21 protein-coding genes are annotated in these 23,716 nt (G+C 57.9%); 11 read left to right on the forward strand and 10 right to left on the reverse strand.

What is annotated here, in order from left to right:
- Positions 1 to 261 precede the first annotated feature (261 nt).
- Positions 262 to 1,782, forward strand: a complete 1,521-nt coding sequence (locus tag CQ018_RS04890) for a long-chain fatty acid--CoA ligase (RefSeq protein ID WP_105548869.1) — start codon at positions 262 to 264, stop codon at positions 1,780 to 1,782.
- 16 nt (positions 1,783 to 1,798) lie between these two features.
- Here the strand turns inward: CQ018_RS04890 and CQ018_RS04895 are convergent, their stop codons facing one another.
- Complete coding sequence (locus tag CQ018_RS04895) at positions 1,799 to 2,536, reverse strand: IclR family transcriptional regulator (protein ID WP_105548870.1); 738 nt, start codon at positions 2,534 to 2,536, stop codon at positions 1,799 to 1,801.
- Between the two features lie 4 nt (positions 2,537 to 2,540).
- Positions 2,541 to 3,080: a CGNR zinc finger domain-containing protein gene (locus tag CQ018_RS04900; protein ID WP_105548871.1), complete on the reverse strand. Its 540-nt coding sequence runs from the start codon at positions 3,078 to 3,080 to the stop codon at positions 2,541 to 2,543.
- Positions 3,081 to 3,106: 26 nt separating this feature from the next.
- Between CQ018_RS04900 and CQ018_RS04905 the strand changes: the two genes are divergently transcribed.
- From CQ018_RS04905 to CQ018_RS04930, 6 genes are all read left to right on the forward strand, one after another.
- Entirely contained in the window at positions 3,107 to 3,316 is a 210-nt protein-coding gene (locus CQ018_RS04905; RefSeq protein ID WP_105548872.1) for a hypothetical protein, read from the forward strand.
- A 140-nt stretch (positions 3,317 to 3,456) separates the two neighbouring features.
- Complete coding sequence (locus tag CQ018_RS04910) at positions 3,457 to 4,668, forward strand: thiolase family protein (RefSeq protein WP_105548873.1); 1,212 nt, start codon at positions 3,457 to 3,459, stop codon at positions 4,666 to 4,668.
- A gap of 75 nt (positions 4,669 to 4,743) precedes the next feature.
- Positions 4,744 to 5,418, forward strand: a complete 675-nt coding sequence (locus CQ018_RS04915) for a 3-oxoacid CoA-transferase subunit A (RefSeq protein ID WP_105548874.1) — start codon at positions 4,744 to 4,746, stop codon at positions 5,416 to 5,418.
- A complete protein-coding gene (locus CQ018_RS04920; RefSeq protein WP_105548875.1) occupies positions 5,415 to 6,071 on the forward strand; it encodes a CoA-transferase in 657 nt (218 codons plus the stop codon). The genes CQ018_RS04915 and CQ018_RS04920 overlap by 4 nt, the downstream gene beginning before the upstream one ends.
- A 95-nt stretch (positions 6,072 to 6,166) precedes the next feature.
- Complete coding sequence (locus tag CQ018_RS04925) at positions 6,167 to 6,964, forward strand: IclR family transcriptional regulator C-terminal domain-containing protein (protein WP_105548876.1); 798 nt, start codon at positions 6,167 to 6,169, stop codon at positions 6,962 to 6,964.
- Positions 6,965 to 7,326: 362 nt separating this feature from the next.
- On the forward strand, positions 7,327 to 7,743 hold the full coding sequence (locus tag CQ018_RS04930; RefSeq protein ID WP_105549324.1) for a DoxX family protein: 417 nt from the start codon (positions 7,327 to 7,329) through the stop codon (positions 7,741 to 7,743).
- Between the two features lie 121 nt (positions 7,744 to 7,864).
- On the opposite strand, the gene CQ018_RS04935 is transcribed toward CQ018_RS04930, so the two are convergent.
- Positions 7,865 to 9,046 carry an FAD-dependent oxidoreductase gene (locus CQ018_RS04935; RefSeq protein ID WP_105548877.1) on the reverse strand — a complete coding sequence of 394 codons (1,182 nt, stop codon included), beginning with the start codon at positions 9,044 to 9,046 and terminating at the stop codon, positions 7,865 to 7,867.
- A gap of 150 nt (positions 9,047 to 9,196) precedes the next feature.
- Here CQ018_RS04935 and CQ018_RS04940 point away from each other — a divergent pair, with 150 nt between their 5' ends.
- The 4 genes from CQ018_RS04940 (at position 9,197) to CQ018_RS04955 (ending at position 13,249) form a co-directional block, all read left to right on the forward strand.
- Positions 9,197 to 10,279: a nitronate monooxygenase family protein gene (locus CQ018_RS04940; protein ID WP_258142434.1), complete on the forward strand. Its 1,083-nt coding sequence runs from the start codon at positions 9,197 to 9,199 to the stop codon at positions 10,277 to 10,279.
- A 79-nt stretch (positions 10,280 to 10,358) separates the two neighbouring features.
- Positions 10,359 to 11,129 (forward strand): enoyl-CoA hydratase/isomerase family protein, encoded by a 771-nt coding sequence (locus CQ018_RS04945; protein WP_105549325.1) that lies wholly within the window; start codon positions 10,359 to 10,361, stop codon positions 11,127 to 11,129.
- A 199-nt stretch (positions 11,130 to 11,328) separates the two neighbouring features.
- Positions 11,329 to 12,006, forward strand: a complete 678-nt coding sequence (locus CQ018_RS04950) for a GAP family protein (protein ID WP_105548879.1) — start codon at positions 11,329 to 11,331, stop codon at positions 12,004 to 12,006.
- Positions 12,007 to 12,643: 637 nt separating this feature from the next.
- Complete coding sequence (locus CQ018_RS04955; protein ID WP_105548880.1) at positions 12,644 to 13,249, forward strand: IclR family transcriptional regulator; 606 nt, start codon at positions 12,644 to 12,646, stop codon at positions 13,247 to 13,249.
- A gap of 117 nt (positions 13,250 to 13,366) precedes the next feature.
- Here CQ018_RS04955 and CQ018_RS04960 read toward each other — a convergent pair whose 3' ends face one another.
- From CQ018_RS04960 to CQ018_RS04995, 7 genes are all read right to left on the reverse strand, one after another.
- Entirely contained in the window at positions 13,367 to 14,722 is a 1,356-nt protein-coding gene (locus tag CQ018_RS04960) for a D-serine ammonia-lyase (protein WP_105548881.1), read from the reverse strand.
- Positions 14,723 to 15,151: 429 nt separating this feature from the next.
- Positions 15,152 to 16,930, reverse strand: coding sequence for an RNA-binding domain-containing protein (locus tag CQ018_RS04965; RefSeq protein ID WP_105548882.1), 1,779 nt, complete (start codon positions 16,928 to 16,930; stop codon positions 15,152 to 15,154).
- Positions 16,931 to 17,339: 409 nt separating this feature from the next.
- On the reverse strand, positions 17,340 to 18,572 hold the full coding sequence (locus CQ018_RS04970; protein WP_105548883.1) for an NAD(P)/FAD-dependent oxidoreductase: 1,233 nt from the start codon (positions 18,570 to 18,572) through the stop codon (positions 17,340 to 17,342).
- Positions 18,478 to 19,188, reverse strand: a complete 711-nt coding sequence (locus CQ018_RS04975; RefSeq protein ID WP_105548884.1) for a methyltransferase domain-containing protein — start codon at positions 19,186 to 19,188, stop codon at positions 18,478 to 18,480. The genes CQ018_RS04970 and CQ018_RS04975 overlap by 95 nt, the downstream gene beginning before the upstream one ends.
- Positions 19,189 to 19,196: 8 nt before the next feature.
- On the reverse strand, positions 19,197 to 20,336 hold the full coding sequence (locus CQ018_RS04980) for a type III polyketide synthase (RefSeq protein ID WP_105548885.1): 1,140 nt from the start codon (positions 20,334 to 20,336) through the stop codon (positions 19,197 to 19,199).
- A gap of 524 nt (positions 20,337 to 20,860) precedes the next feature.
- Positions 20,861 to 21,679: a CoA ester lyase gene (locus CQ018_RS04990; RefSeq protein WP_105548886.1), complete on the reverse strand. Its 819-nt coding sequence runs from the start codon at positions 21,677 to 21,679 to the stop codon at positions 20,861 to 20,863.
- A gap of 2 nt (positions 21,680 to 21,681) precedes the next feature.
- Positions 21,682 to 23,709: a biotin carboxylase N-terminal domain-containing protein gene (locus CQ018_RS04995; protein ID WP_105548887.1), complete on the reverse strand. Its 2,028-nt coding sequence runs from the start codon at positions 23,707 to 23,709 to the stop codon at positions 21,682 to 21,684.
- Positions 23,710 to 23,716: the final 7 nt, after the last annotated feature.

Here is a 23,716-nt window from a genome sequence, read left to right on the forward strand (position 1 = left end):
GCACAACGCTTCGGCGGGGGATAAGCCAGGTCTCTTGGCGTGGAGCGTCGGGCTTTGCGCCAAGAGAGGCTTGTACTGTCGTGAGGGCCATGCCTTTCGAGAAAGACCGGTCGATGAGGCGAATTTTTGAAAAGTATGCCTGAGAGATGTCGAAAGATGCTCCGGCCTCCATGTAATGACGGCCAAATAGTAAACACCTACAAGTAAATCCACAGGGTGTATGTTGCCGCTCTCGGCGGCCTGCACAATAGAAAGGCACCAATGCTGAACCAAGGACTTGGAAGTTGGGTTCACAAACGGAGCGTAAAGTCTCGTGACCACGTTGCGGTTATCGATGGGGACGTTTGGCTGAGCTATGCGGACTTGGCTACGCGAATCGATGCGTTGGCCAACGTTCTGGCAGGCATGGGCGTTTCTCAGGGTGCCCGCGTTGCCTACTTGGGAAATAATCATCCGGCGTTCCTAGAAACCCTCTTTGCGTGCGGCAGCCTTGGCGCCATTTTTGTGCCACTAAATACCAGGCTTGCCGCACGCGAACTAAACTATGCTCTAGAGGATTCCGGCGCTACGGTGCTTATTAACCCCAAATCCTTGGAAAAGTTGGCTGACGCGGCGCTTCCGGGTAGCCCGGTCTACAAACGTCTTCAGGTTGCGGATATTTCTGGCACGCCATCGGATTATGAACGCGCACTGGCAGATGCCAGCTCCGAGCATCATGATCTCGCGGTTGCCTTGGAAGACCCGGCCATTATTCTTTACACCTCGGGCACCACCGGGCAGCCCAAGGGGGCGGTGCTCACGCACGGGAATATGACCTGGAATTCTTTCAACGTCATTGTCGATTACGACGTGACCTCGGATGCGCGGGCCCTGATGATCGCACCAATGTTCCATGCCGCCTCGCTGGGTATGGGCGTGCTGCCCACGCTGCTCAAGGGTGGCACGTTGGTGCTACAAGATCGATTTGAGCCCTCTGCCGTCTTGGCCGCCATCGAGAAGCATGGAATTACGTCCCTGTCCGGGGTGCCCACCACCTTCCAGCTGCTGGCCGAACACCCGGACTGGGATAACGTGGATATTTCTTCTCTACGCATGCTCACCTGTGGCGGCTCCGCGGTACCGCTGCGCGTGCTCGAAGCCTATGAGGCGCGCGGGCTTGGCTTCTCCGGCGGCTACGGCATGACCGAAACCGCACCCGGTGCCACCGCCCTGCCCGCCGAGCACTCGCGCACCAAGATAGGCTCTGCCGGGCTGGCGCACTTCTTCACCGACGTGCGCATTGGCGACCCGATGGGCAACACATTGCCGGCCGGCGAAGTCGGAGAAATCCTGATTTCCGGACCCAACGTCATACCCGAATACTGGAACCGTCCCGAGGCCTCCGCCGAATCCTTTGCCGATGGCAACTGGTTCCGTTCGGGCGACATGGGCTATCTGGACTCCGAAGGTTTCCTCTTCATCTCGGACCGGCTTAAAGACATGATCATCTCCGGCGGAGAAAATATTTATCCCGCAGAAGTCGAGCAGGCGATCATGGAATTGGACTCGGTTGCTGCAGTTGCGGTGATTGGTGTCCCGGATGCCACATGGGGCGAAATCCCTCGCGCGGTCGTTGTAGTGCGTGAAGGCCACAGCGTGGATGCCGAGAAAATCTTGGCTCACCTGGATGGCAAGCTTGCCCGCTACAAGATCCCACGCACAGTGGTGCTGGCCGATGAATTACCGCGTACCGCCAGTGGAAAAATCCGCAAGGCAGATCTACGTAAGGTTTTCGGTAAATAAAACACACATAGACCTTTCAGTTGCCCAGTGCACGGGAGATTCCGCGCGCTGCGGTCCTTAGCGCCATCGCCGCGGCCGGTAGCGTGTCCGATCCCCGTGGCACAACCACTGAAAGCACCGCGAGTGCATAGCCCTGCGTGTCAAGAATCGGAACCGCGGCACCGGTGGTTTCTTCATCGATGAACCCGTCGAAGGTGGCAAAACCGGTACGTCGGATATCGGCCAGCTCATGACGCAACCGGGGATGGTGCGTATGCATAATTTTGCCGTGTCGTTGAAGATACCCTTCCAGGACATGGGTGGGGGAAAAAGCTAGCAATGCCATGCCCATGGATGTGAGGTGCACTGGCATGCGTCCTGCCACGTTGGCCTGGTTCACCACCGAACCTGGACGGGAGAGTCGCTCAATGACCAACACGTCGTCCTCGTGCAGCACCGCCAACTGGGTGTTCTGCCCAACCAGCTGGTTGATGTCCTCCATGAATGGAAGCGCTGCCTGGCGCAGGTCAAGCGTCGAGGCACTGCGGTTGGCAAGTTCCCACAAGCGCAACCCCAAGCGCACCTGGCCGTCGGCATCGCGTGCCAGAAGCCCGTGTGAAACCATTTCATCGAGTAGTCGGTAGGTGGTGGCCCGAGGAACATCGGCGCGCCTCGAAAGGGCGTTGACCGTCAAGGTAGGGTTTTGTGCGTCAAAAGCATCAAGGATCCGCACCAAGCGGTCGAGCATCGAGTCCCCGCTCGGTGAATTGGCCATGGTTCTAACTGTAAGGCAGTCGCGCACGGTGCCTGCGCACCGCCGCCCGGTTGGCGCAACGCACCGAACAATAGCGCTGGCGGCCATTGCGCGTCACATCAACCACCACCCTGGTGCAGGGATCACCGGGTGCTTCACCCGCGGCGCAGCGCCCCAAACGATGCATGCCGCGGGTGGAAAGATGCAACGAGGTTCCCACGCTGAAGACGGCACGCAGTACGTCGGGCAGGACCTGATTCGCGTCGCGGTAGTGCAGATGCCAGCCTTCTCCGTGGTGATCAACGAGACGCGGGTATGCCGCGGCGGCAGCCATCTGATCGTTGAGTATGTCCGCCCGCTCTTGGGGGTCTGCGGCATCCACAACGTGTAGCCAGGCCTCGATGACCTTGAGCGTTCGGGCGTGATCTTCCGGGGCGGGAGTGAAGTCCATGGTCATGCCGAAGTCGCGGGCTCGGCCGATGATCTGCTCTCTGTCTGCGGGCGGGTCATTGGCCAGTGAGGCGGCGAGCAGGACAGCATATTCTCCGTAAGGGTTGAGGTGCATAAGGGCATTACAGCACAGTTGTGTACATGATGGATATAGTTACCGCAGAAAACGTTTCACGCACCCGTAAGCAGCCCGCGCACCAGCACGCCTGGGTGGTTGAATCCGCGCACCATACCTCCGAAGGGCAGGTGGCCTATGTGCGCTGCGTTTCGGGTTGCGCGGCCCGCCGCATTGATCTTCGAGGTGCCGCCACGGTCCCGGGGGTCGCCTTGAGCAAGGTGGTGGGCCGCTAGCGCGTGAATGCCCACCCCAGGGCGGCGGGGAATCGACGACTCACCCCCCCTTGTTGGCCTGCCCGCATAATGATAAAGTTCATTTAGTGAACACAGGTTCGCATTGCGAACATTATGATCAGGAAGTCAGGCCACACATCATGCAGCAGGCGTATCTCTACGACGCAATCCGCACCCCCTTCGGCAAGATCGGCGGAAGCCTCTCGGGTCACCGTCCCGACGATTTAGCTGCGCACGTGGTCCGCGAGCTCGTGGCGCGCGCGCCAGAACTCGACCCAACCTCCATTGACGAATCGATCTTTGGCAACGCCAACGGCGCGGGCGAAGAAAACCGCAACGTGGCACGCATGGCAACCCTGCTCGCGGGGTTGCCGACCAGCCTGCCGGGCACCACCATGAACCGCCTCTGCGGATCCTCACTGGATGCGGCAATTGCCGCCTCACGTCAGATCAATACCGAAGACGCCGACCTCGTCTTGGTTGGTGGCGTTGAATCCATGAGTCGCGCTCCTTGGGTATTGCCCAAGACCGATCGTCCGTTCCCGATGGCGAACCTGGAACTTGCAAACACCACCTTGGGCTGGCGCCTGATCAACCCGGCCATGCCCAGCCAATGGACGGTCTCGCTCGGTGAGGCCACCGAACAGCTGCGCGAAAAGTATGAGATCACCCGCGCAGACCAAGATGAATTCTCCGCACTCTCACACCAGCTGGCGGCCAAGGCATGGGACAACGGTAAGTACAATAATCTGGTCGTCGCGGTTCCTGCGGCAAGCAAGCGTGGCACCGAAGTTACCCGCGATGAAACCATTCGCGCCGACTCCACCGCGGAAACCCTGGGTGGATTGCGTACCGTCTTCCGTAACGCCGCCACCGGAACCGTTACCGCAGGCAATGCCTCCCCGATGTCCGATGGTGCCTCGGCGGCATTCATTGGTTCCGAACGCGGTGGCGAACTGCTCGGCGCTGCACCGATTGCCCGCATTGCATCACGTGCATCCTCGGCCCTGGATCCGCAGTACTTCGGCTTCGCTCCGGTAGAAGCCGCCAACAAGGCACTGGCCAAGGCCGGCATCTCCTGGAGCGAGGTGGCAGCGGTTGAACTCAATGAGGCCTTTGCCGCCCAATCGCTGGCCTGCATGCGTGCCTGGGATATTGACCCGGCCATCGTCAACGCCTGGGGCGGTGCCATCTCGATCGGTCACCCACTGGGCGCTTCCGGCCTGCGCATCCTCGGTACCCTCGCCCGCCGCCTGCAGGAAAACAACCAGCGCTGGGGCGTTGCCGCGATCTGCATCGGCGTGGGTCAGGGCCTGGCAGTCGTGCTGGAAAACCCGAACGCAACTGCCTAATACAGAACGGGAGAATTGAACTCCCCATCTGCGGCAACAACAAGATTTTCAGGAACCACAAGGAGATTATCCACCATGGCACCACGCATCGCCGCCACAGCTGCAGAAGCAGTGGCAAACATCCACGACGGGGCAACCGTCATGATCGGCGGCTTCGGCAACGCCGGCCAGCCGATGGAACTGATTGACGCACTGCTTGACTGCGGCGCCAGCAACCTCACGGTCGTGAACAACAACGCCGGACAGGCAGACGCCGGCCTGGCACTGCTCATCAAGGAACGCCGCGTTTCGAAGGTCATCTGCTCCTTCCCACGCCAGTCGGATTCCTGGCACTTCGATGAGGCCTACCGCGCCGGGGAGCTCGAGCTCGAGTTGGTCCCGCAGGGCAACTTGGCCGAACGCATCCGCGCAGCAGGCGCCGGCATCGGTGGGTTCTTTACCCCCACCGGCTACGGCACCATGCTGGCCGAGGGCAAAGAAACCCGCATGATCGACGGGCGCGGCTATGTGCTCGAAACCCCGATACATGCCGAGTTTGCACTGATCAAGGCACTACGTGCCGACACCCTGGGAAACCTTGTCTACCGTAAGACCGCACGAAACTTCGGTCCCATCATGGCTACAGCGGCCAAGCAGTCAATCGTGCAGGTTGACGAGATCGTTGCCCCCGGCTCGCTGGATCCGGAAAACGTCATCACCCCCGGTATCTTCATTGATACCCTGGTCACCATCGGAGACACCAACTCATGAGCACCTTTACCACCACCGACGCCGCGCTGACCCGCGATGAGATGGCCAAGATCGTTGCCGTGGACATTCCTGCAGGAGCGTTCGTCAACCTAGGTATCGGCCAGCCGACAAATGTCTCGAACTTCCTGACTTCGGAGCAGGGTGTCACCCTGCACACCGAAAACGGCATGCTGGGCATGGGTCCGGTAGCCACCGGGGATGAGATTGACGGAGATTTGATCAACGCCGGCAAGATCCCGGTGACAGAACTTCCCGGTGCCAGCTACTTCCACCAAGCGGATTCCTTTGCCATGATGCGCGGCGGCCACCTCGATGTCTGCGTGCTCGGTGCCTTCCAGGTCTCCGGTGGTGGCGATCTTGCCAACTGGCATACAGGTGCCCCCGGAGCGATCCCGGCCGTGGGCGGCGCGATGGATCTGGCCATTGGTGCCAAATCCACCTGGGTCATGATGGGGCTGTTCACCAAGGCAGGGGAGTCCAAACTGGTTGAGACACTGAGCTATCCGGTCACCGGCCTGGGTTGCGTTTCACGCATCTACACCGAATCGGCAATCTTCGATCTTGCCGATAACAAGGTCACTGTTCGTTCCACGCACGGCATCTCCTTTGATGAGCTTGTAGCCCGCCTGCCCGTGGACCTGCACAAGGCCTAGGCAAGAGCGGGTAGATTTGTGGGGGTGTCAGCGCCGTTTGCGGCAATCACACCCCCACAAATTTTTCTTTTTAGTCTTCGAGGGAGCCACACACGATGAGCCAGGATAACGGCACCGCGAGTACCGGCGGTTCCACCTCGGTACAGTCGTTGGCGCGTGGGCTCGAGGTTATTCGTTCTTTTGATGCCGAACATCCCTCAATGACGCTCAGCGATGTTGCCAAGCGCACCGATCTTTCCCGGGCCACGGCCCGGCGCTTCTTACTCACACTGCAGGAACTTGGCTACGTGCGAGGGGATGGAAAATTCTTCGAGCTGACTTCCAAGGTCCTGCAACTTGGGTACTCCTACCTGGCAAGTGCCACGCTGCCACAGCTTATGGAGCCGGTGCTTGAAGATCTCTCCTCCCAAGTGCATGAATCGGCCTCGGCCTCGGTGCTTGAGGGCAGCGAAATTCTTTACATTGCTCGCGTGCACACCCGCTCCATCATGCGCGTGGGAATCTCGGTAGGAACTCGCTTCCCCGCCGCCAACACCTCAATGGGCAGGGTTCTGCTGGCCTACCAAGCGCCGGGCGTTCTCAACACCTTGCTTGCTCAGGGCTTTGAATCACGTACCGGCTTGGGGATCACCACAATTGAACAGCTGCAGGAAGAGCTCACCAGCATTCGAGAGCAGGGCTACGCGCTGGTAGACCAGGAGCTCGAAGTTGGCCTGCGTTCGGTTGCCGTGCCGGTATTCAACAAGGACGGCAGTATTGCCGCAGCCATGAACGTTTCAATGAGCGTGGGCCCGCAATCCCAGATGGGGGCGCAACAGGCGGCACAAGACGTGCTTCCGGCGCTGCAGGCAGCTGCGCAAAAAGTTCAGGACGCGCTGGCAGCCAGTCGTTAATGGCGGGCAACGGGATGTCAGTGAATATCCCGGCAGGTCCGCACTTGATGTGGCGAGAAGGTGGAACCTTCGCGCCAGTGATCTCGTATTCAGGGCTGCGTATACCCGAACCCTGAGCATTTAGCAGGAAACTTTAGCTACTTTCTAGAAGTTCGCAGGAAGAAAGCAGTCTGCGATCAGCCCGCGGTAACACTTCGTCGTGAACCTCGCGAGAAATATCACTTAACTTGAAGCTTCAAGTAATTGGATGGAAGTGTTTAGTGCGCAAGGCGGGCCGAAGAACTCGACCCGCCTTGGCCATTTGCCGTCCCGGTGGATGGCTCCATGAACGCGACCAAAGGATTTTCAAGATGAAAACCTCAATGAACAACCAGGCGCTTGTGACAAGCGCGCAGATCATGCTGCGAGTGGTGATCGGTTTCCTGTTTGCCGCTCACGGTTGGCAAAAATACTTCCAGTACACCCTGGATGGAACCGTAGCTGCATTCGGTCAGATGGGTGTTCCAGCACCAACGCTCATAGCACCGGTGGTTGCCACGCTGGAAATCGTTGGCGGTATTGCGTTGATTCTTGGCGTATTGACTCGCGTCTTTGCGGCGCTGCTTGCACTGAACGCGCTCGGCGCAATGTTCCTGGTTCACGCACCGGCCGGAATCTTTGTCGATGCCGGAGGTTATGAACTCGTCTTGGCTCTAGCCGCTGGCGCTCTAGCCATCGCATTACTGGGACCGGGACGAATCTCGGCGGACCGATTCTTGCTGGCGCGGATCGCAGCATAAAAATGAGCACCTTTACCTTAGAGCTCGTATCCAGCGGAACCCCTCGGCTGGATACGAGCTCTAAGCGTTGCCGCCGGTTACCTGGAGGGAATCGGCAACCAATTTGGCGGCGGGGCGTTCCTTAGAAAGGGCCGTGTGCGCTTCTACTGCCTGCCGATAGTGCTGTGGGATCGATGGCCCTGCGTCCGGCGCTAAATTTTGCGGGAGCAGGACCGCTACCCGTGGCAAGATCGGCAAGAATCCGGCCAATGGTTGGGGTGAATTTGAAGCCGTGGCCGGAGAAACCCGCACCCATGGTGATGGGGCCGATCCGATCCAGAATGAAATCCTCATCCGGGGTATTTGTGTAGGTGCAGCTGATCTCGGTGAAGATATCTGCATTGACGCCCGGAAGCCATACGCGAGCGTAATCCCGCAGTGCGTGTAATTGTTTGGGTTCGGAGGCGAAGCTGCGTTGATCGGGGTGGGTCTGTGCCCCGGTTCCGTGCCACCCGGCCTTGATTCCCTCACCCGGGGTCAGCATTCCGTAGACCGGTGAATAAGCGTTTTCAAAACCGGGGGAGCCGGGGACGATGTTGTGGTTGAAGCCCGGCCACCCGGTCTGCGCATCGCGTGGAGCAAAATGTAGGGGTTGTTCCTGGGTGACGCGTAGCTGCGGAAGCCGCACCGAGTCGGGAATCAGGTAGCTGGTCCAGGCGCCGGCGGTAACCACCACGCTTCGTGCTTCAAGAATTTCTGTTCCGGATGGAGTTTCAAGAACCATGTGAACCTGGTTTTCGCCAAGGACCGTCATTTCAACAACGCGAACCCCATGCCTAATAGTGGCACCATGTTCGGTGGCCACACGCTGAAAACTTGGCAGGGCAAGATCGGGATTCAGTTGTCCACCATCTGGCATGTGCAGGGCGGGGGTGGCAAATCGAATTCCGTTCCACCGTTCGGTGGCCTCGGCCGCGCTGAGTTCTTCGGCGCGAATACCCACCGCCGTCAGCGCCGCAAGAGTGTCCGCCTGCGAGACCGGGTCGCCGTGATTGACGGTTCCGGTGCGGGTGATCTGTTCGGAACCACTCTGCGCGCCAAGTGTTTCCCAAAGCATGAGTGATTCGGCGAGCATTCCCACATAGGTTGGATCGGCATACCCGAGGTTGAGGTTGCGGGTAGTTCCATGCGAGGCCCCATTTGTATGCCCAGGCGCGAACTGTTCAAGCAAGGTAACCTCACGGCCACGGGTGGCAAGCTGCCAAGCCGTTGCAGAACCCATGGCTCCGCCACCAATAACGACAATATCCAGCCGTGTGACCATGATGTTTCCTTCCCGAAGACCCATGATGAGTCTAGGCGGGCTCCTGTCCTAACCCGGAGTTCATGACCGGCCCAACACAATTCGAAGGTGTCTATCGGGCTGCCAGCTCCTGATGGATGCGCCGGATAGTAGACTCGGCACTTGAGCGACGTGGATCACGTATTTCGGGTCAACGGTCGCCTGCAAGCAACGTGTATCCGTGAAGAGATGAGGAGAAAGCCGGCAGTCATGACAACTTTCGATGAGCTCAAGGCCCAGCTGGCGCTACCGGTGATCGCTGCCCCGATGTTTATCATCTCGAATCCCGAGCTGGTGATCGAACAATGCAGCAACGGCATCGTGGGATCATTCCCCGCGCTAAACGCCCGGCCGCAGGAAGCACTCGATTCCTGGTTGACCCGGATCGACACGGCGCTCACTGCAGCAAAAACCGCAGATCCAGAACGCAAGATCGCCCCGTACGCGGTGAACCTCATCGTTCACCACACCAACGACCGCCTTGAAGCGGACCTCGAAACCTGTGTGCGGCACCGGGTTCCCATCATCATCACCTCGCTGTACGCACCCACCCCGGTCATTGCTCCGGTGCACGCCTACGGCGGCCTCGTCTTCCACGACGTCACGACGGTTCGCCACGCCCGCAAGGCGCTCGAGGCAGGCGTTGACGGGCTGATCCTGGTCTGCGCCGGTGCCGGTGGGCACGCCGGAACCGCAAGCCCACTGGCGCTGCTCCCAGAGATCCGCAGCTTCTACGACGGGCCGATCATCCTCTCGGGCTCAATCGCCAGCGGACGGTCAATCCTCTCCGCCCAGGTGATGGGCGCAGATCTTGCCTATGTGGGAACCCGGTTCATTGCCAGCACCGAGGCCAATGCCCCGCAAGCGTACAAATCGATGGTTGTCGACTCGGCCGTGGCCGATATTATCTACACCTCGGCATTCACCGGCGTGCCGGGAAACTATCTCAAGCCAAGCATTGCGGCCGCCGGACTGGATCCCGAGAACCTGGCCGAAAGAAGTACCGGATCCATGAACTGGGCCGGTGGAAGTTCCAAGGCTTGGAAGGACATCTGGGGTTCGGGACAGGGCGTGGGACAAATCGACTCGATCCAACCTACGGCCGAGGTTATCGCAGAGCTAGCAACGCAATACCATCAGGCCCGCCAGGCCTTGATGGCGCAGTGGTCCGAAGAAAACAGATTCAATCCCAGCATCGTTGGCGCTGGCGCATAAACACGTACCGCTCATTTCTAAACAACTACCTACCGCCTTAAGGCTAGCCAACCTAAGGAGAAGAACGATGGGGCAAGCGATGGACACAACTTCCACCTCCACGCCGGAAACGGTTCGCATCCAGGACGATCGTGAAGGCGTGCGGGTCCTGATCATTGACCGGCCCGCGCAGCGCAACGCCCTGGACCATGCCACCTATGTGGCGCTGGCAGCGGCGCTCCAGGAGGCCGATGCTGCGCCGAATATTCGGGTTATTGTTATCACCGGCGCCGGCGGCACCTTCACCAGCGGAAACGACATAGAAGACTTCCAAAAGGGACCGCAACCCGAAACACGCGGCGGAGTGTTGCTCTTTGACGCCTTGCTCGCTGCCCGTAAACCGGTACTCGCGGCCATAGAAGGTTATGCCGTGGGGATTGGGGTGACCATGCTGCTGCACTGCGATATGGCCTATGCCGGTGCCGGTACGCGCTTCAGGATGCCATTCATCGCCCTAGGGTTGAGCCCCGAGGGCGCCTCCTCCTACCTGTTACCGCGTCTTGCAGGGGATAAACGAGCTGCGGAATTGCTGATGCTCGGGGAGTGGTTTGACGCAGCTGAGGCCGCGGATGCGGGGATCATCAACCGGGTCGTCGACCACGGAACCGCCTTGACGCAGACCCTCGAGCGTGCCTCCGCTCTTGCGATGCTTCCGGCCGCTTCGATCGAAGCAACCAAGTCGTTGCTGCGCCAACACCGTGGCGCAGAGGTACGCGAGGCCTTGCGCGTTGAATACGAGGTGTTTTCCGAACGTCTGGCAAGTGCTGAAGCCCAGGAAGCCTTCGGCAGGTTCCAGCGCAAGGACCGGTAGGCCAATTCTGCTCCGGCACTACAAGGTGTAACGGGTCGTCGGGCTTCGATCGGCCCTTGTGCAAAAATTAGCGCCAATGCGAAAAGAAATGGGAAGCGCAAGCGGTTCTTAGCACAGGGGAGCGCCTCAGCTGTTACGCTCGCCGGAGAGTAACTTGTGGTGTACGAGTATTCACCCAGGAACGAGCAGCAGAGGACGCATGAACCATTTACTGGGCGAGACGCTGATTTACGCCGCGACCATCTCAATTAGCCCGGTACCGGTCATCGCGGTGATCCTCATGCTCAGATCCTCGCGCCCCAAGATGATGGGCCTTGGCTTTCTGGCGGGTTGGATCGCTGGGATCGCGGTGGCGGCAACAGTCATGACGGCGGTAGCCTCGGTGATTCCCGACTCAGCTGACTCGGGTGATGGGTCCCAACCTGTTGCTGGCATTGCCCGGCTGGTGCTCGGGATCGCGCTACTATTTTTGGCCGTGAAGAAGTTCCGTTCCCGGCCTAAGCGTGGGGAAGTGCAAGAACTCCCTGAATGGCTAAACAGAATCAATACGATGGGCCCGAATGCTGCTCCGGGGTTTGGTTTCCTGCTTGCCGCCCTGAACCCTAAAAATTTGATGATGGCCATGGCCGCAGGTGTGGTTTTCGGAGGCGCTCATGCTGGAATCGGTACGGTAGTTGGTGCCGTGACAACGTTTACGGTTCTTGCCGGGCTCAGCGTTTTGGTGCCGGTAGTGCTGTATTTATTAGCACCGGTGAAAATTCTCGGAGTGCTGGAGAGCATCATGGAATGGCTCATGAGCAACAGCAATACCATTGTGATGGTTGTGCTCACGGTACTTGGTACCCAGATTATTGGACAGGGAATCGACAGCTTCTAGGCTGAATCGTTTCCAAGAGTATCCACGATTATTTCCTTCCGACTTTTGGATTTGCCTGAATCCGACAAGGCCCAGGAACAGAGCACTGAACGTACCGTTGTGCTTGGCAAACCGGTGCTAGGTGAAACGTTTCCATTTGCGATCACTATCGCCATTAGACCGGCTCCGAATTAATGCGACCTTCATGATGGTTGTCTTGCTGGTACTAAGCGCCCAACTACTGGGCAAGGGATTGGGTAACTTCTAAATATTTTTGGTTGTGAATGCAGAAAAGATGTCTCTCTAACCTGCAATGACTAGAAGAAATGCTGAGGTTCCCTCCGGTGGCATGTGGACGATTGACACCATGCTCGAAAAAGATCCTCCCTCCGTGCGGTTACTGTTGCAGCTATCAGTACCGGCAATCACTATTGGCGTAGTCTGTGCGATCGGCTTGTTCCTAGTGGATAAAGCTGCCCACTATGTTCAAGAATTCTTATGGGTTTACCTGCCATAAGCATTGAACGTTCCCGAGGATTCGCGGTGGTGGATCTTCGGGGTTTTGAGCCTTATCGGTATCGCCATTGGCCTGATCGTCACCTTTGTTTCCGGGCATGGCGGATGAGACTCGGCAACCGTTGAATTAGTTGCACCTCCCATGAAGACTTCCGTGGTTCCTGGAATGGTGATTGTCACCATCCTAGGACTGGCCGGTGGAGTAGGCCTTGGCCCGGAATCGGCAATTATCTTTGCACCATTGCTCATCGAACTCACCCGGGTAACCGGGGAAACCACGCACTTAGTCGTCCTAGAAAACACTCAGGTACGTTATGTTGATAGCTGTGAATCGCCGCTTCCGTTCCGGGCTCATTCATTAACTGGCAGCAGCATGCCGTCTCATTGTTCTTCGGGGGGTAAGGCGCAACTTGCCATATTGCCGCCCCCGGTGGTTCGAGGCATCTACGCACATGGGGTGCCGCCGTGGCCGTTTTCGAAAATAGAGACCTTAGCTCAGCTTGAAGCAGAGCTTGAAGAGGTCCGAAACCGTGGTTACGCTCGGTCTATTGGTGAAACCGAAGGCAATATTATGGGTCTTGGGGCAGCTATCACTGGCCCAGATGGGTTCCCACTCGGTGGAATCACGCTCGCAATTCCCGGCGCTCATTACAACGATATGAGTGAAAAAGAACTTGCCAACGCATTAACCGGCGTGGCCGCTGAAGCCTCACGTTTACTTGAATCGCAAACGTCTCCAATGCCGTAATTCCTGGCTGGCCTTGACATAAAGCACTAAGAGTCGCGCACTCAAGAATTAAGCTGCCACGGCCATGGTGGCGCCTGAAGTAGGCGCATCACCATGGCCGTGTATTTTTCGTGCTGTTTAGCCCCAGATAACGTTGTCGACCAGCGCCTGGCCCTCGGCTACATAGCCGGCCATTTCTGCGGCTGGAACCATAGAACCGCCTGTAGCCCAGACGATATGGGTAGCGTTGGCCAACACCTGCGGGGTAAGGCCAAATGCGTTGAGGTAGTCATGGTTTTCCAGAATTCGCCACGGTCCGGCGAATCCGGCAGCCGCGGACGGCTCAATATCGATGCCTTCGGTGTCATGCAGTAGGCCTTGGAAGGCCTTCATTCGTTCATCGGTGATGGTGATAAATCCATCGATCATCTGCTGTAGATGTTCACCCACTAGGCGTGAGGGACGTCCAACGGCAAGGCCGTCGGCTGCCGTTTTGCCGTCGAGGCCAATGTCCTGCACGCTGATTGCATCATGCAGGCCGGTGCGCACCCCGAGGGACATGCACGGGGAGTGGGTTGGTTCTGCGAAGACGCAGTGCACGGCATCGCCAAACTCCAGCTTGAGCCCGAACGTCACGCCACCCGGACCGCCACCCACGCCACAGGGCAAGTACACGATCAATGGGTGCTGTTCATCGACGGTGATTTCCATGGCCTTGAGCTGTCCGGCCAAGCGGGAAGCCGCAGCGGAGTAACCAGCAAAGAGCATCAACGATGCCTCATCATCAACGAACCATACACTTGGATCTTCTTCGGCGGTCTTGCGTCCCGCTTCAACAGCGTCGGAGAAGTTCCCCGCGTGTTCTACAACTTCAACGCCGCGGGAACGGAGCAGATCCTTTTTCCAGGCGCGGGCGTCCATTGACATATGAACTGTTGTTTTGAAGCCAAGCTCGGAGGCGACAATACCGATGGACAGACCGAGGTTGCCGGTGGAACCCACGGCGATACCGTGTTGGGTCAGCACGGCTTGTACCTCTGGAGTCATTAGTACGCGAGCATCGTCTTCGGGCTTCATCAACCCGGCGTCCGTGGCGATGCGTTCGGCAACCTGCAGGACTTCGTGGATGCCGCCACGTGCCTTGATCGATCCGCTGACCGGCAGTGAATCATCGCGCTTAAGCCAGAGCTTGCCAGGTAGTTCGGTACCGAAGCGTGCCGAGAGCTCCGCCTGCATATCCGGGATCCCAACCAACGGGGATTCGAGGATGCCGTGAGTAGCGCGGGTATCTCCGAAACGTTCGGCAAACCACGGAGCAAAGCGACGGAAGCGTGCCTGGGCATCGGCAACGATGGCAGGATCGATACCAGAATCCTTAATTCCCGCAGTTGCTTCGGTGGGGGATGCAGCGAACCATGCGTTTTCCTCGGCACGGGCAAGGGCCGCAACTACGGGGTCACCGAGCAGTTGCTCGAGGTCGGGAAGCTGGGTCATCGCTGCTACTCTTTTCAAAATTGATGAGTGTTTCTGTAACTAATGTAGGGCACCTAATGATTACCGGCGAGTTGGGCCCCTATACACTTTGGCTGGCTATTTGTGGCTTTGCTCAGAACTATTCGAAGTGCGGTTTCTTCACGCGCCATGATTCTTAGCCTGGAACCTTGCGCCTAGGCCTTCGGGACCCCCGCTGTTGATCCATAGCTGGTGACTTTCTGCATCAAAAGGCAGAAGCGTTTCAACGACTTGGGTTCAGCGTTTCAACGAGTTGAAGAAAAATGCTTTAGATTTCGGGCAAGTTAGCGCTACCCTCGACGCAACGAGATGTAGTTTTTGGACGTGCGAAATCATGAATTCTGGCAGTGCCCCCACCGACATAACCCATGTGCGGCAGGTCCAAGCAGTTTTTTAGAACGCAAATGAAGTTTAGAAGTCCGCACGGCTGTACGTTGTAATCTTGTGCCCTTGGCCTCCTTCACGAACGACGACTCCCGAAGTCAGCAACGGGGATAGCGCGTAGCGAATCTGGTTTGCGGTCAAACCAGTCTTTTCGGAGATATCAGTAACTTCCAAGGGCTCTGAACCCAACTCACGCAAGATGGCAGCGGCGTTCTTTGAGGTCTTTATAGGTTCGGGAATACGAATTGGGGTAGCAGTGAGCAATCGTGTTGAGCCAGTATCTGGTGCCGAGCCAACAAGAGCGGGGGAGTTCCCCGCTGGAACTGGCCCAATCGCTGGAGAAGCTGCGCTCGACAGAGCAGTAATGACATAGGTGTTTCCCTTGCCAGGAGCATGAGCCAAGCCGGCAGTTACCAAACCCTGCAAAACCTCTTGTGCCTCTGCGGAATCGAAGAGGCCGAATTCGCTCTGGGCTAGTGTGGCAGTCCAGGCTTGGCCTTGGCGCATTGAGACTAAGAGTTGTTTCTGAATTTCTGAAAGTTGTGCCCCGACACGCAACCCACCGAGCCATTGGCGATCCTCAGCGGTGAGTGAGCTGCCAAGCGGAATCGAGGCGGTGAACCGGACTCCATTGTCAGTAAACTCCGGGCGGCGAAGCCCTGCATTGTCGAGTACACGCCTGACTTCACACAGCCCGCAGCTTTCGCCATCGACGACCCGTTCCGCCGACTCCGCCCCGGTGAACTTACAGATTTCATAGAGGAACTCATTGACCGAAGCTTTAGCACCAGGCCAGCCAAGCTGGTCTTTGCTCAGTCCCCAGATACCGCCGGGACTTGAAACTGTGAGTCGGCCCGCTGCCAAGCGCATTTCGACGTTTTTGCCGTTGGTATGCGGGCTAAGATCACGATGGACTAACGCGTTAGTGATGAGTTCCCGCACCGCGGTTTGTGATGCTTCGGTTTCAAGAGGGGATGGTTCAGGAGATCCCGAGGGGATTCCGGCACGGATGTTGTGCTGGATCCATTCAAGAGCGCTGTCCAGCAGGTCAGGCAGCGGGCCATCGAATTCGACTCGAACCGGTACACCATTGCCTGCTGGTTCTAGGACAGCTGTGATCGACAGGTGCGGTTCGAACTGTTGTGGATACCGGCCCAGCGCGTAGAGGCCGGCCAACGTTAACCGGCCTCCCTGTGGTTCCAGAACGCGCTTGAAGCGGAGCACCTCCTCGTCGGAGACCTCGCTCAGGCGGCGTGATGTTGCACGTGCGGCAGCAACGAAAGCAGCACTTAGCTGTGCGTCCAAGTCAGCGATTGAAGTTTCATCAACGGGACGGGTATCTTGCCGCGGTCGGTCAACTGAATTCACCAGTTGCTGGGTCTCAGGTTCCGAGATTCGGTACTGACCATCGCTTTGTCGCAGGTAGGCAAGTTGCCCTTGGGTCGTTCGGCAGGGACGAGCAGTGGGTGCTAGCCCCTCAACCTTGACGATGAGCACTGCCTTTTCGTCAAGACTTAACTGCTCGCACGCCACTTGAACTTTGGGCGTTACAGAAGTTCGAGCCTGTGACGTCACGAGAGCTTCTAGGGAAGCGGGGTCTTCGACGCCGGTAACGCGGAATCCATCGATGTGGTTAATGCCCAAGATGATGGTTCCACCCTCGGGTGCGTTGCCGAAAGCACTCAATGTTTCTTTGAGGTCGGGACAGCCTTTAGATGCTTCGCGGACTTCGAGATGAGTGAAGTCAACAGCGGTTGAGCGAAGCTGTGTCAGAAGGAGCTGAAGGCGCTCGGGGGTCCATGCCATTCCCTTAGCTTAGGCAGTAATGTCTAAATGTCCAATATGTAAGTTACGCTATTCATAGTTAGACGTGGAGCACTTTACGCACATAAACTCCCTAGTCAGAACGCACTCTATGGTAGTGAAATGGTTGGGCGGCAGAACCAACTGCCCGCAAAAAAGTCGCAAATATTAAACATTAATGTTTGCGGCGTGTGAATCTCACCTGATATACGCTAGAAATTAATGTTTAGATATTGGTGGCACGACTTGCCTAGCGGTTTCATGAGGTGGAGAGGCACTAACTGTCTTTAGCGAGGAAAAATAACGCGGCCGCTAAAGCCAAGGCAATGAGCGTGCTGGCTCCGATTCTGAGAATGAACTCACTACCTCAAGAAGCAGAAACGGAGCAGGAGACCGAAGTAGCTGGGAACATCTACCCGCGAGTCCAATCCATGGTGAACTTCTTGGCCACCGCGGTTCTTATCATGGGAATTGCCGTGAGAGCACCGAAAGCTCGATCCCGAAAATCGATGAGACGTTCTGGGCTGGGACGACCAAGAACCATATTCAGGTGCGCTTGACGGCTGGCAACCCTGACCGCGGAGAGTCTTTCCCTGCTGAACTGTTTGAGCAAGGCCCGGTTGTCCCCACCTGTGGCAAGGATCGGTGCCAGAGCCGCGGCATCCAACAATCCCAGTGCCATCCCTTGACCACCGATGGGGCTGACCTCATGGGCAGCATCTCCAATCAGAATGACGCGGCCCATGGCCAGCTGTGGGACACTGTGCCGCGCAGCACGGAACCTGCTGAGCATGGTGCGCGTACTTTCATCCAAGATGTATCCGGTGCGCAGAGAAACCAAATCGCCAAGTGCTCGGTCTTCGGTGGGAGATATCCACGCCACCCAACGCCGCAGGCCCCCGGGCATGGGAAAGGATTCGATAATGCCTTGATGATGCAGAAAAAGTGCGGCGGTTGAACCGAATTCTGTGGTGTCCGGGTAGTCGCCCATGACGTAGTGATCCGGGTAGGGCTCACCGGTGAACTTTCGGCCCGCCGTGGTGCGTACCGAGGACTGTGTGCCATCAGCGCCCACCAGATAGCGGGTTGCTAGTTCGTACTCACAGGTAGTTGCAGCATTGGAATGGTGATGTGCTCGAACACTTAGCCCAGCGTCTCCCGGTAACTGGGTGAAGCCAGCGAACTCGGTGGTACCGATAAAGGCCTCCGGATCCAGCAGGTCTAAACGGGCGCGAAGAATGGCGACGGTTTCGCTTTGCGGCAGGGACAAGACGTAGCGGTGTGGGCCAGGTAGTGCCCGAAAGTCCAGCGAGGCAATCAACTTTCCGCGCGATATCCCCACCCCGTCCCTGATGCGAACGCCACGCTCGAGGATCTTGGCTCCCACTCCTGCTCGGTCAAGAACCTCCAACGCCGGTGGATGGATACCAATGGCCCGGGAATGATCCCCAATATGGTGCCGCTTTTCCAAGACGCGGACACGTAATCCCGACTCGATCAGCAGTATAGCTAGGGTCAGCCCGGAAGGCCCGCCGCCGACAATAACAACATCAAGCACCGGGCTGGTTCCCTGATCTATAAAGCGCTTGGAGCCTAAATAGTCCTGCGGGTTGGGCCTTCCACCGAGGGGGAAGAAGTTGCTCAAGTTCCTCCGGTAGGTAGCTGCGTCGGATGGAGGTCAGCCCATCCCTGCGGGTTAGCGAGGTCCTGGCCAACGGCAGCGTGGCAGCACCAAAAAGGAAAAGGGCGGTACGGCTGCGGCGAATATCGTTGTGGATGGAGAGGGACGAACTCAGCCTTGAGGAATCGGCAAGCAGCCCCGCCAGTTCTGCGGGCGAAAGATGATGAAGCAGATGGTTTGAAACCACAACATCGAACATTTGGCCCTCGGCAACCAGCTCCGAGCTCAGTGCGCGACGAAAAAGCACCCGGGAACGCCCGAGCCCCGAAGCGTCAGCGGCACGCACGGCAAAATCATGCGCCCGGGCATCGGGGTCGATACCCTGCACCCGCACATCAAAACCATCCTTAGTTGCCCAACGTGCCAAATTAATTGTGATGTCCCCGCCTCCGCAACCAATATCCAAAATTGTGGCTTTTCTGTCGCGGGGGAGCGCAGGGCGAATCAGTGTTTTATAGATCCCACGCCACCCGGAGACGAACCAGTTCACCAACGGGAATTGTTTGTAGGTACGTTCCAGCAGCAGCGGGTCGCAGTCCGTACGATCCATTTCCTCACGCGCGTTGGCGGCTCGTTCCATGGATGCGCCTAGTTGGGACGCTCGGGCAACACAGTCATCAACGAGGTCTCCACGGTAAGCCCCGGACCAAAGGCCATGGCACATACGCGCTCACCTTCGGGGGCCGCTTCGGGAACTGCCTTGTCCATGATGTCCTTGAGAACAAACATGACGGTGGCACTGGACATGTTCCCAAACTCGTTCAACACCCGACGTGCCGGAACCAGTTGTTCATCGGATAATTCCAGCCGCTTCTGGACTCGGTCCAGGATGGCTCGGCCCCCGGGATGAATTCCCCAATGCGGGATATCCGCATACGTCTCGGCCAGTGAAGGATCATGCGCAAGGAGCGGTTCGAGGGCACCGATAATGTGGTCATCGATGATGTGTGGGACGTAGGTGCCCAGCACCATCTCGAACCCCTCGTCTCCAATGTTCCAGGCCATGGATTCCTCGCCCACCGGGGTGAGGACTGTTTCAAAATGATCAAGCCGCAGACCGGCACCCTGGTAGGGACGGGCCGTGACAATTGCAGCGGCTCCGCCATCTGCGAAGATGGCCGAACCCATGATGGTATCGGGGTTATTCGAACTGCGCACATGCAAGGAACACAACTCAACGCAGACTACTAACACCACAGCATTAGGGTCTGCCTCGCAAAAGCTCTTGGCAGCACGAAGCCCCGGGAAGGCGGCATAGCAGCCCATGAATCCTAGGTGGTAGCGCTGTGTCGAAGGGTGCAGCCCCAGTGCCCTGACCAGTTGGTAGTCGGGACCAGGATTGTAGAACCCGGTACAGGAAACGGTGATGACATGGGTGATATCCGCGGCGCCCAGATCGGGGCAGGCTTCGAGGGCCTTGCGTGCGGACTCAATGAACAATTTGCTGGCCTCGGCCGCGAAAATCTCATTGCGGACTTTGGTGCTGGGGCTCAGGAGCAGGCCCGTGGCCGAATCAAAGAACACCGGATCTTCGGCTCGTGAATCGAGGGTGAGTTCGGAGAGTGCGGTGCGTCGGGTGGAAATTTCTGCCGAGTTGAAAGACGTGGCGATGAGCCGTTGTCCCAGTCTGGTGAGATTGGGTTGGGCGGCAAAGACGTCTCGGGCAGGGCCCTGATGGAGGATGGTGGGTGGAAGCGCTGTTTGGATGGTTCTCATCATCACGGGCATGAGCCGAGCCTATGGCTCAGGACAGAACATGTAAAGAGAAATTTTTTGGTACTTATCTGGTGTTCGGGGCGGTTGAACTTCCAGGCGAACTTTGCCGGCTGGCAAACACGTTCCTACTGCAGTTGGTCTCGTCCAGCCATTCAACGGGCTTGTTCCCCAGACCCGCAGTGATTGCAGTGGCAGTCTCTTACCTAGCGTTTAGCTCGGTAACTGCTAGGTGCGGTTGGTTGCTGGTAAAGGAAGCGCACGCAGCATTCAGGATCTCATTTGTGCAGTTCCTGCGGTGTTGGTGAGAACGGCGATTGGTGGGGTGGCACGTTCGAGGAGCGTTGTTTGCCCTTTTGGAAACCAACATGAGGGAATCGCCATCACGCCTAGTCGGGTTTACGAGATGAATTGATGCCGCAGCAAATACTCTGCCTGATGAGCTGCTGAGCACCGAAGAATGGAAGTTGGTCCTATCATTCTTAGCAGTTCACTGGTCGGCAGAGCAGAGTATTGAAAACCAGAAATCGGAGGGGGCGCTAGGTACCGCTCTTGGTACTACGCGCAAGTATCGATCGTGCATGGCGCAACAACGGCTCATCAACCATCTGGCCCTCAAAGGCAAAGACACCGGCATTGCTCTGGGCGGCGGCAAGAATGCGGGTGGCCCGTTCGACCTGCTCTGCCGAAGGTGAGAATGCCTGTCGGATGAATGGTATTTGCCCCGGGTGGATCGAGGCTTTGGCCCCAAATCCAGACGCAGCAGCATCAGCGGACTCTCCCAGCAGCCCCGGATGGTCGGGGATATCGATGTAGACAGAGTCGATGGCAACCTTGCGGTACGCGCCAGCCGCCAGCAACACGTAGGACCGGGCCTGCAGGGCGACTTCACGGTAGGTTCCAGATTCCCTCCGGGAGGATGTCCCGCCCAATGAAGCGACAAGATCCTCGGCTCCCCACATTAACGCCACGACATTGCCCGATGCGGCAATCTGGCCGGCGTTGAGGATCCCCAGCGCGGTTTCGCACAGGGCCACCACGTTGTAGTCGGCAACGGCTGCCAGGTCATCGAGGGTTTCGGTCTTGGCCAGCATGATGGTTCGGTAAGCGGTCTGCTCGATCGCCGCCATGTCGGCCACGAAATCTTCGGTGCCCACCGGGTTGACCCGCACGATGGTGCGCACCGGATCCAATCGATGAGCTAACAATGCCCGGCGAGCAGCCGGCTTGTCATGAGGTGCCACTGCATCTTCTAGATCAATGATCACGGCATCTGCACGCTCAAGTGCCTTGGTATATCGATCGGGCCGATCGGCGGGACAGAAAAGGATGGCGGGACCCATGGTGAAAGATTTCATGGCTACTCCTTGGTTTCTGATTCAACGGTGGCAATAATTTGACTGGCTTTGACTAGATCGCCGGGCTTCAGATGGTTCATGCGCACCACTCCATCACTGGGAGAGAGCAAATGATGTTCCATTTTCATTGCCTCAACGGTTGCTAGTACCTGCCCTAAAACTACTGATTCCCCGTCGCTGACCTGTACGGCAATGACCGTTCCGGGCATGGGGGAGCGGACCAGCGGAGAGCTTGCCCCGGAACCTTGATCCAATGTTGCAAGCTCACGGGCGAGCGACTCGGCACGTAACACGGGACGAACTCCGGCAGTCCACCCGCTGTGACTCATCCATACGATGTCATCGGGGCTGGTGGCTAGCGAAACCTTGTGAATGACACCGTTGACGGCGTAGCTGCCAGAGTCGGTAGACTCCACCACAAACTTGGTGCCGTTGATAATGCTCAGCGAACCGTTCTCGGTCTTGCGGAAGGTTACCGACCTGCTTCCAAGATCCATTTCAAAGACGATTTCTGTGCCAACGCTTGCGCCCAGACGCCAACCATCCCCGAGCGCCCACGGTCCCTGGGTACTTGCGGTGTCAGTCCGGGACAGGTGAGCGGCAAGGGCCAACTCGGCATCACTGAGTGCACGGAACTTCATTCCCGGCATGATGCGGGCTATCAGGTCCGTATCAAGGTTTCCCGCAACAACCGCAGTATCTGCAATGAGCAATCGCAGATACTCAACATTGGTCAGCACACCCAAGACCACCGTGGAAGCCAACGCAGCATCAAGCCGAGTCAACGATTCGGCGCGGTTGGTTCCCCAAGTAATGACCTTGGACAGCATTGGATCATAGAACGAAGGAATCTCAACACCAACGTGCAACGAGGAATCCACTCGAATATGCTCACCGGTTGCTTCCGTCAGCGCGAGAATTATTCCCGTCGAAGGCATGAAATTGTGAGCCGGATCCTCGGCATAGACGCGGGCCTCGATGGCATGGCCGTGTAGCTGAACGTGATCCTGAGTGAAATCTAATGCCTCGCCGGCGGCAATGCGCACCTGCCACTGAACCAAATCAAGGCGTTGGCCATCAACGCGTACAACTTCCTCGGTGACCGGGTGCTCAACCTGAAGCCGGGTATTCATCTCCATAAAAAAGAACTCGCCGGGAGCCTCATCGGAGACAAGGAATTCGACGGTACCTGCCCCTACGTAATTCACCGATTGTGCGGCGGCTACCGCGGCGGCACCGAGTTCGGCGCGGATGCGCGCGCCGTCGGAATGATGTTCCAACAGCGGCGAGGGGGATTCCTCGATGACCTTTTGGTGTCTGCGTTGCAGTGAGCATTCACGTTCTCCCAAGTACACGGTATTTCCGTGGGTATCGGCGAGGATCTGTACCTCGATATGCCGCGGTGTGCTCACCAGTCGTTCAAGAAACAGTGTGTCATCACCAAAGGAGCTCAGCGCGGTGCGCCTGGCGCTGGCCAGAGCTTCGGGTAACTCGGCCGCGGAATACACGGCAACCATGCCCTTGCCGCCACCGCCTGCCGAGGGCTTGATGAGCACGGGGAAACCAATCTCAACCGCAGCATCACTAAGTTCCTCATCACTCAGATCGGGTTCGGAGATCCCGGGGGTGACTGGGACACCATGAGCCGCCACGTGATTCTTGGAGCGGATCTTATCTCCCATGAGCAGTAGGGCATGAACATCCGGCCCCATGAACGTGATTCCCGCGTCCTGGCAGGCCCTTGCAAAGCCAACATTTTCCGAGAGGAAACCATACCCCGGGTGCACCGCCTGGGCACCGGATCGTTGGCAGGCCTCGAGAATTGCTTCGGTGTTGAGGTAGCTTTCGGTGGCGGGACCCGGGCCGATGCGTATTGCCAGATCGGCCTGTGCGACGTGCAGAGCGCCAGCGTCCGCGTCCGAGTAGACGGCTACCGAGCGGATGCCTAGCGCCTTGAGGCTGCGGATCACGCGCACCGCAATTTCTCCGCGGTTGGCCACTAGTACCGTGTCAAAAAGTTTGCTGGTCACGATGGGT

It is taken from the genome of Arthrobacter sp. MYb227 (assembly GCF_002975435.1).
Classification (GTDB): domain Bacteria; phylum Actinomycetota; class Actinomycetes; order Actinomycetales; family Micrococcaceae; genus Paeniglutamicibacter.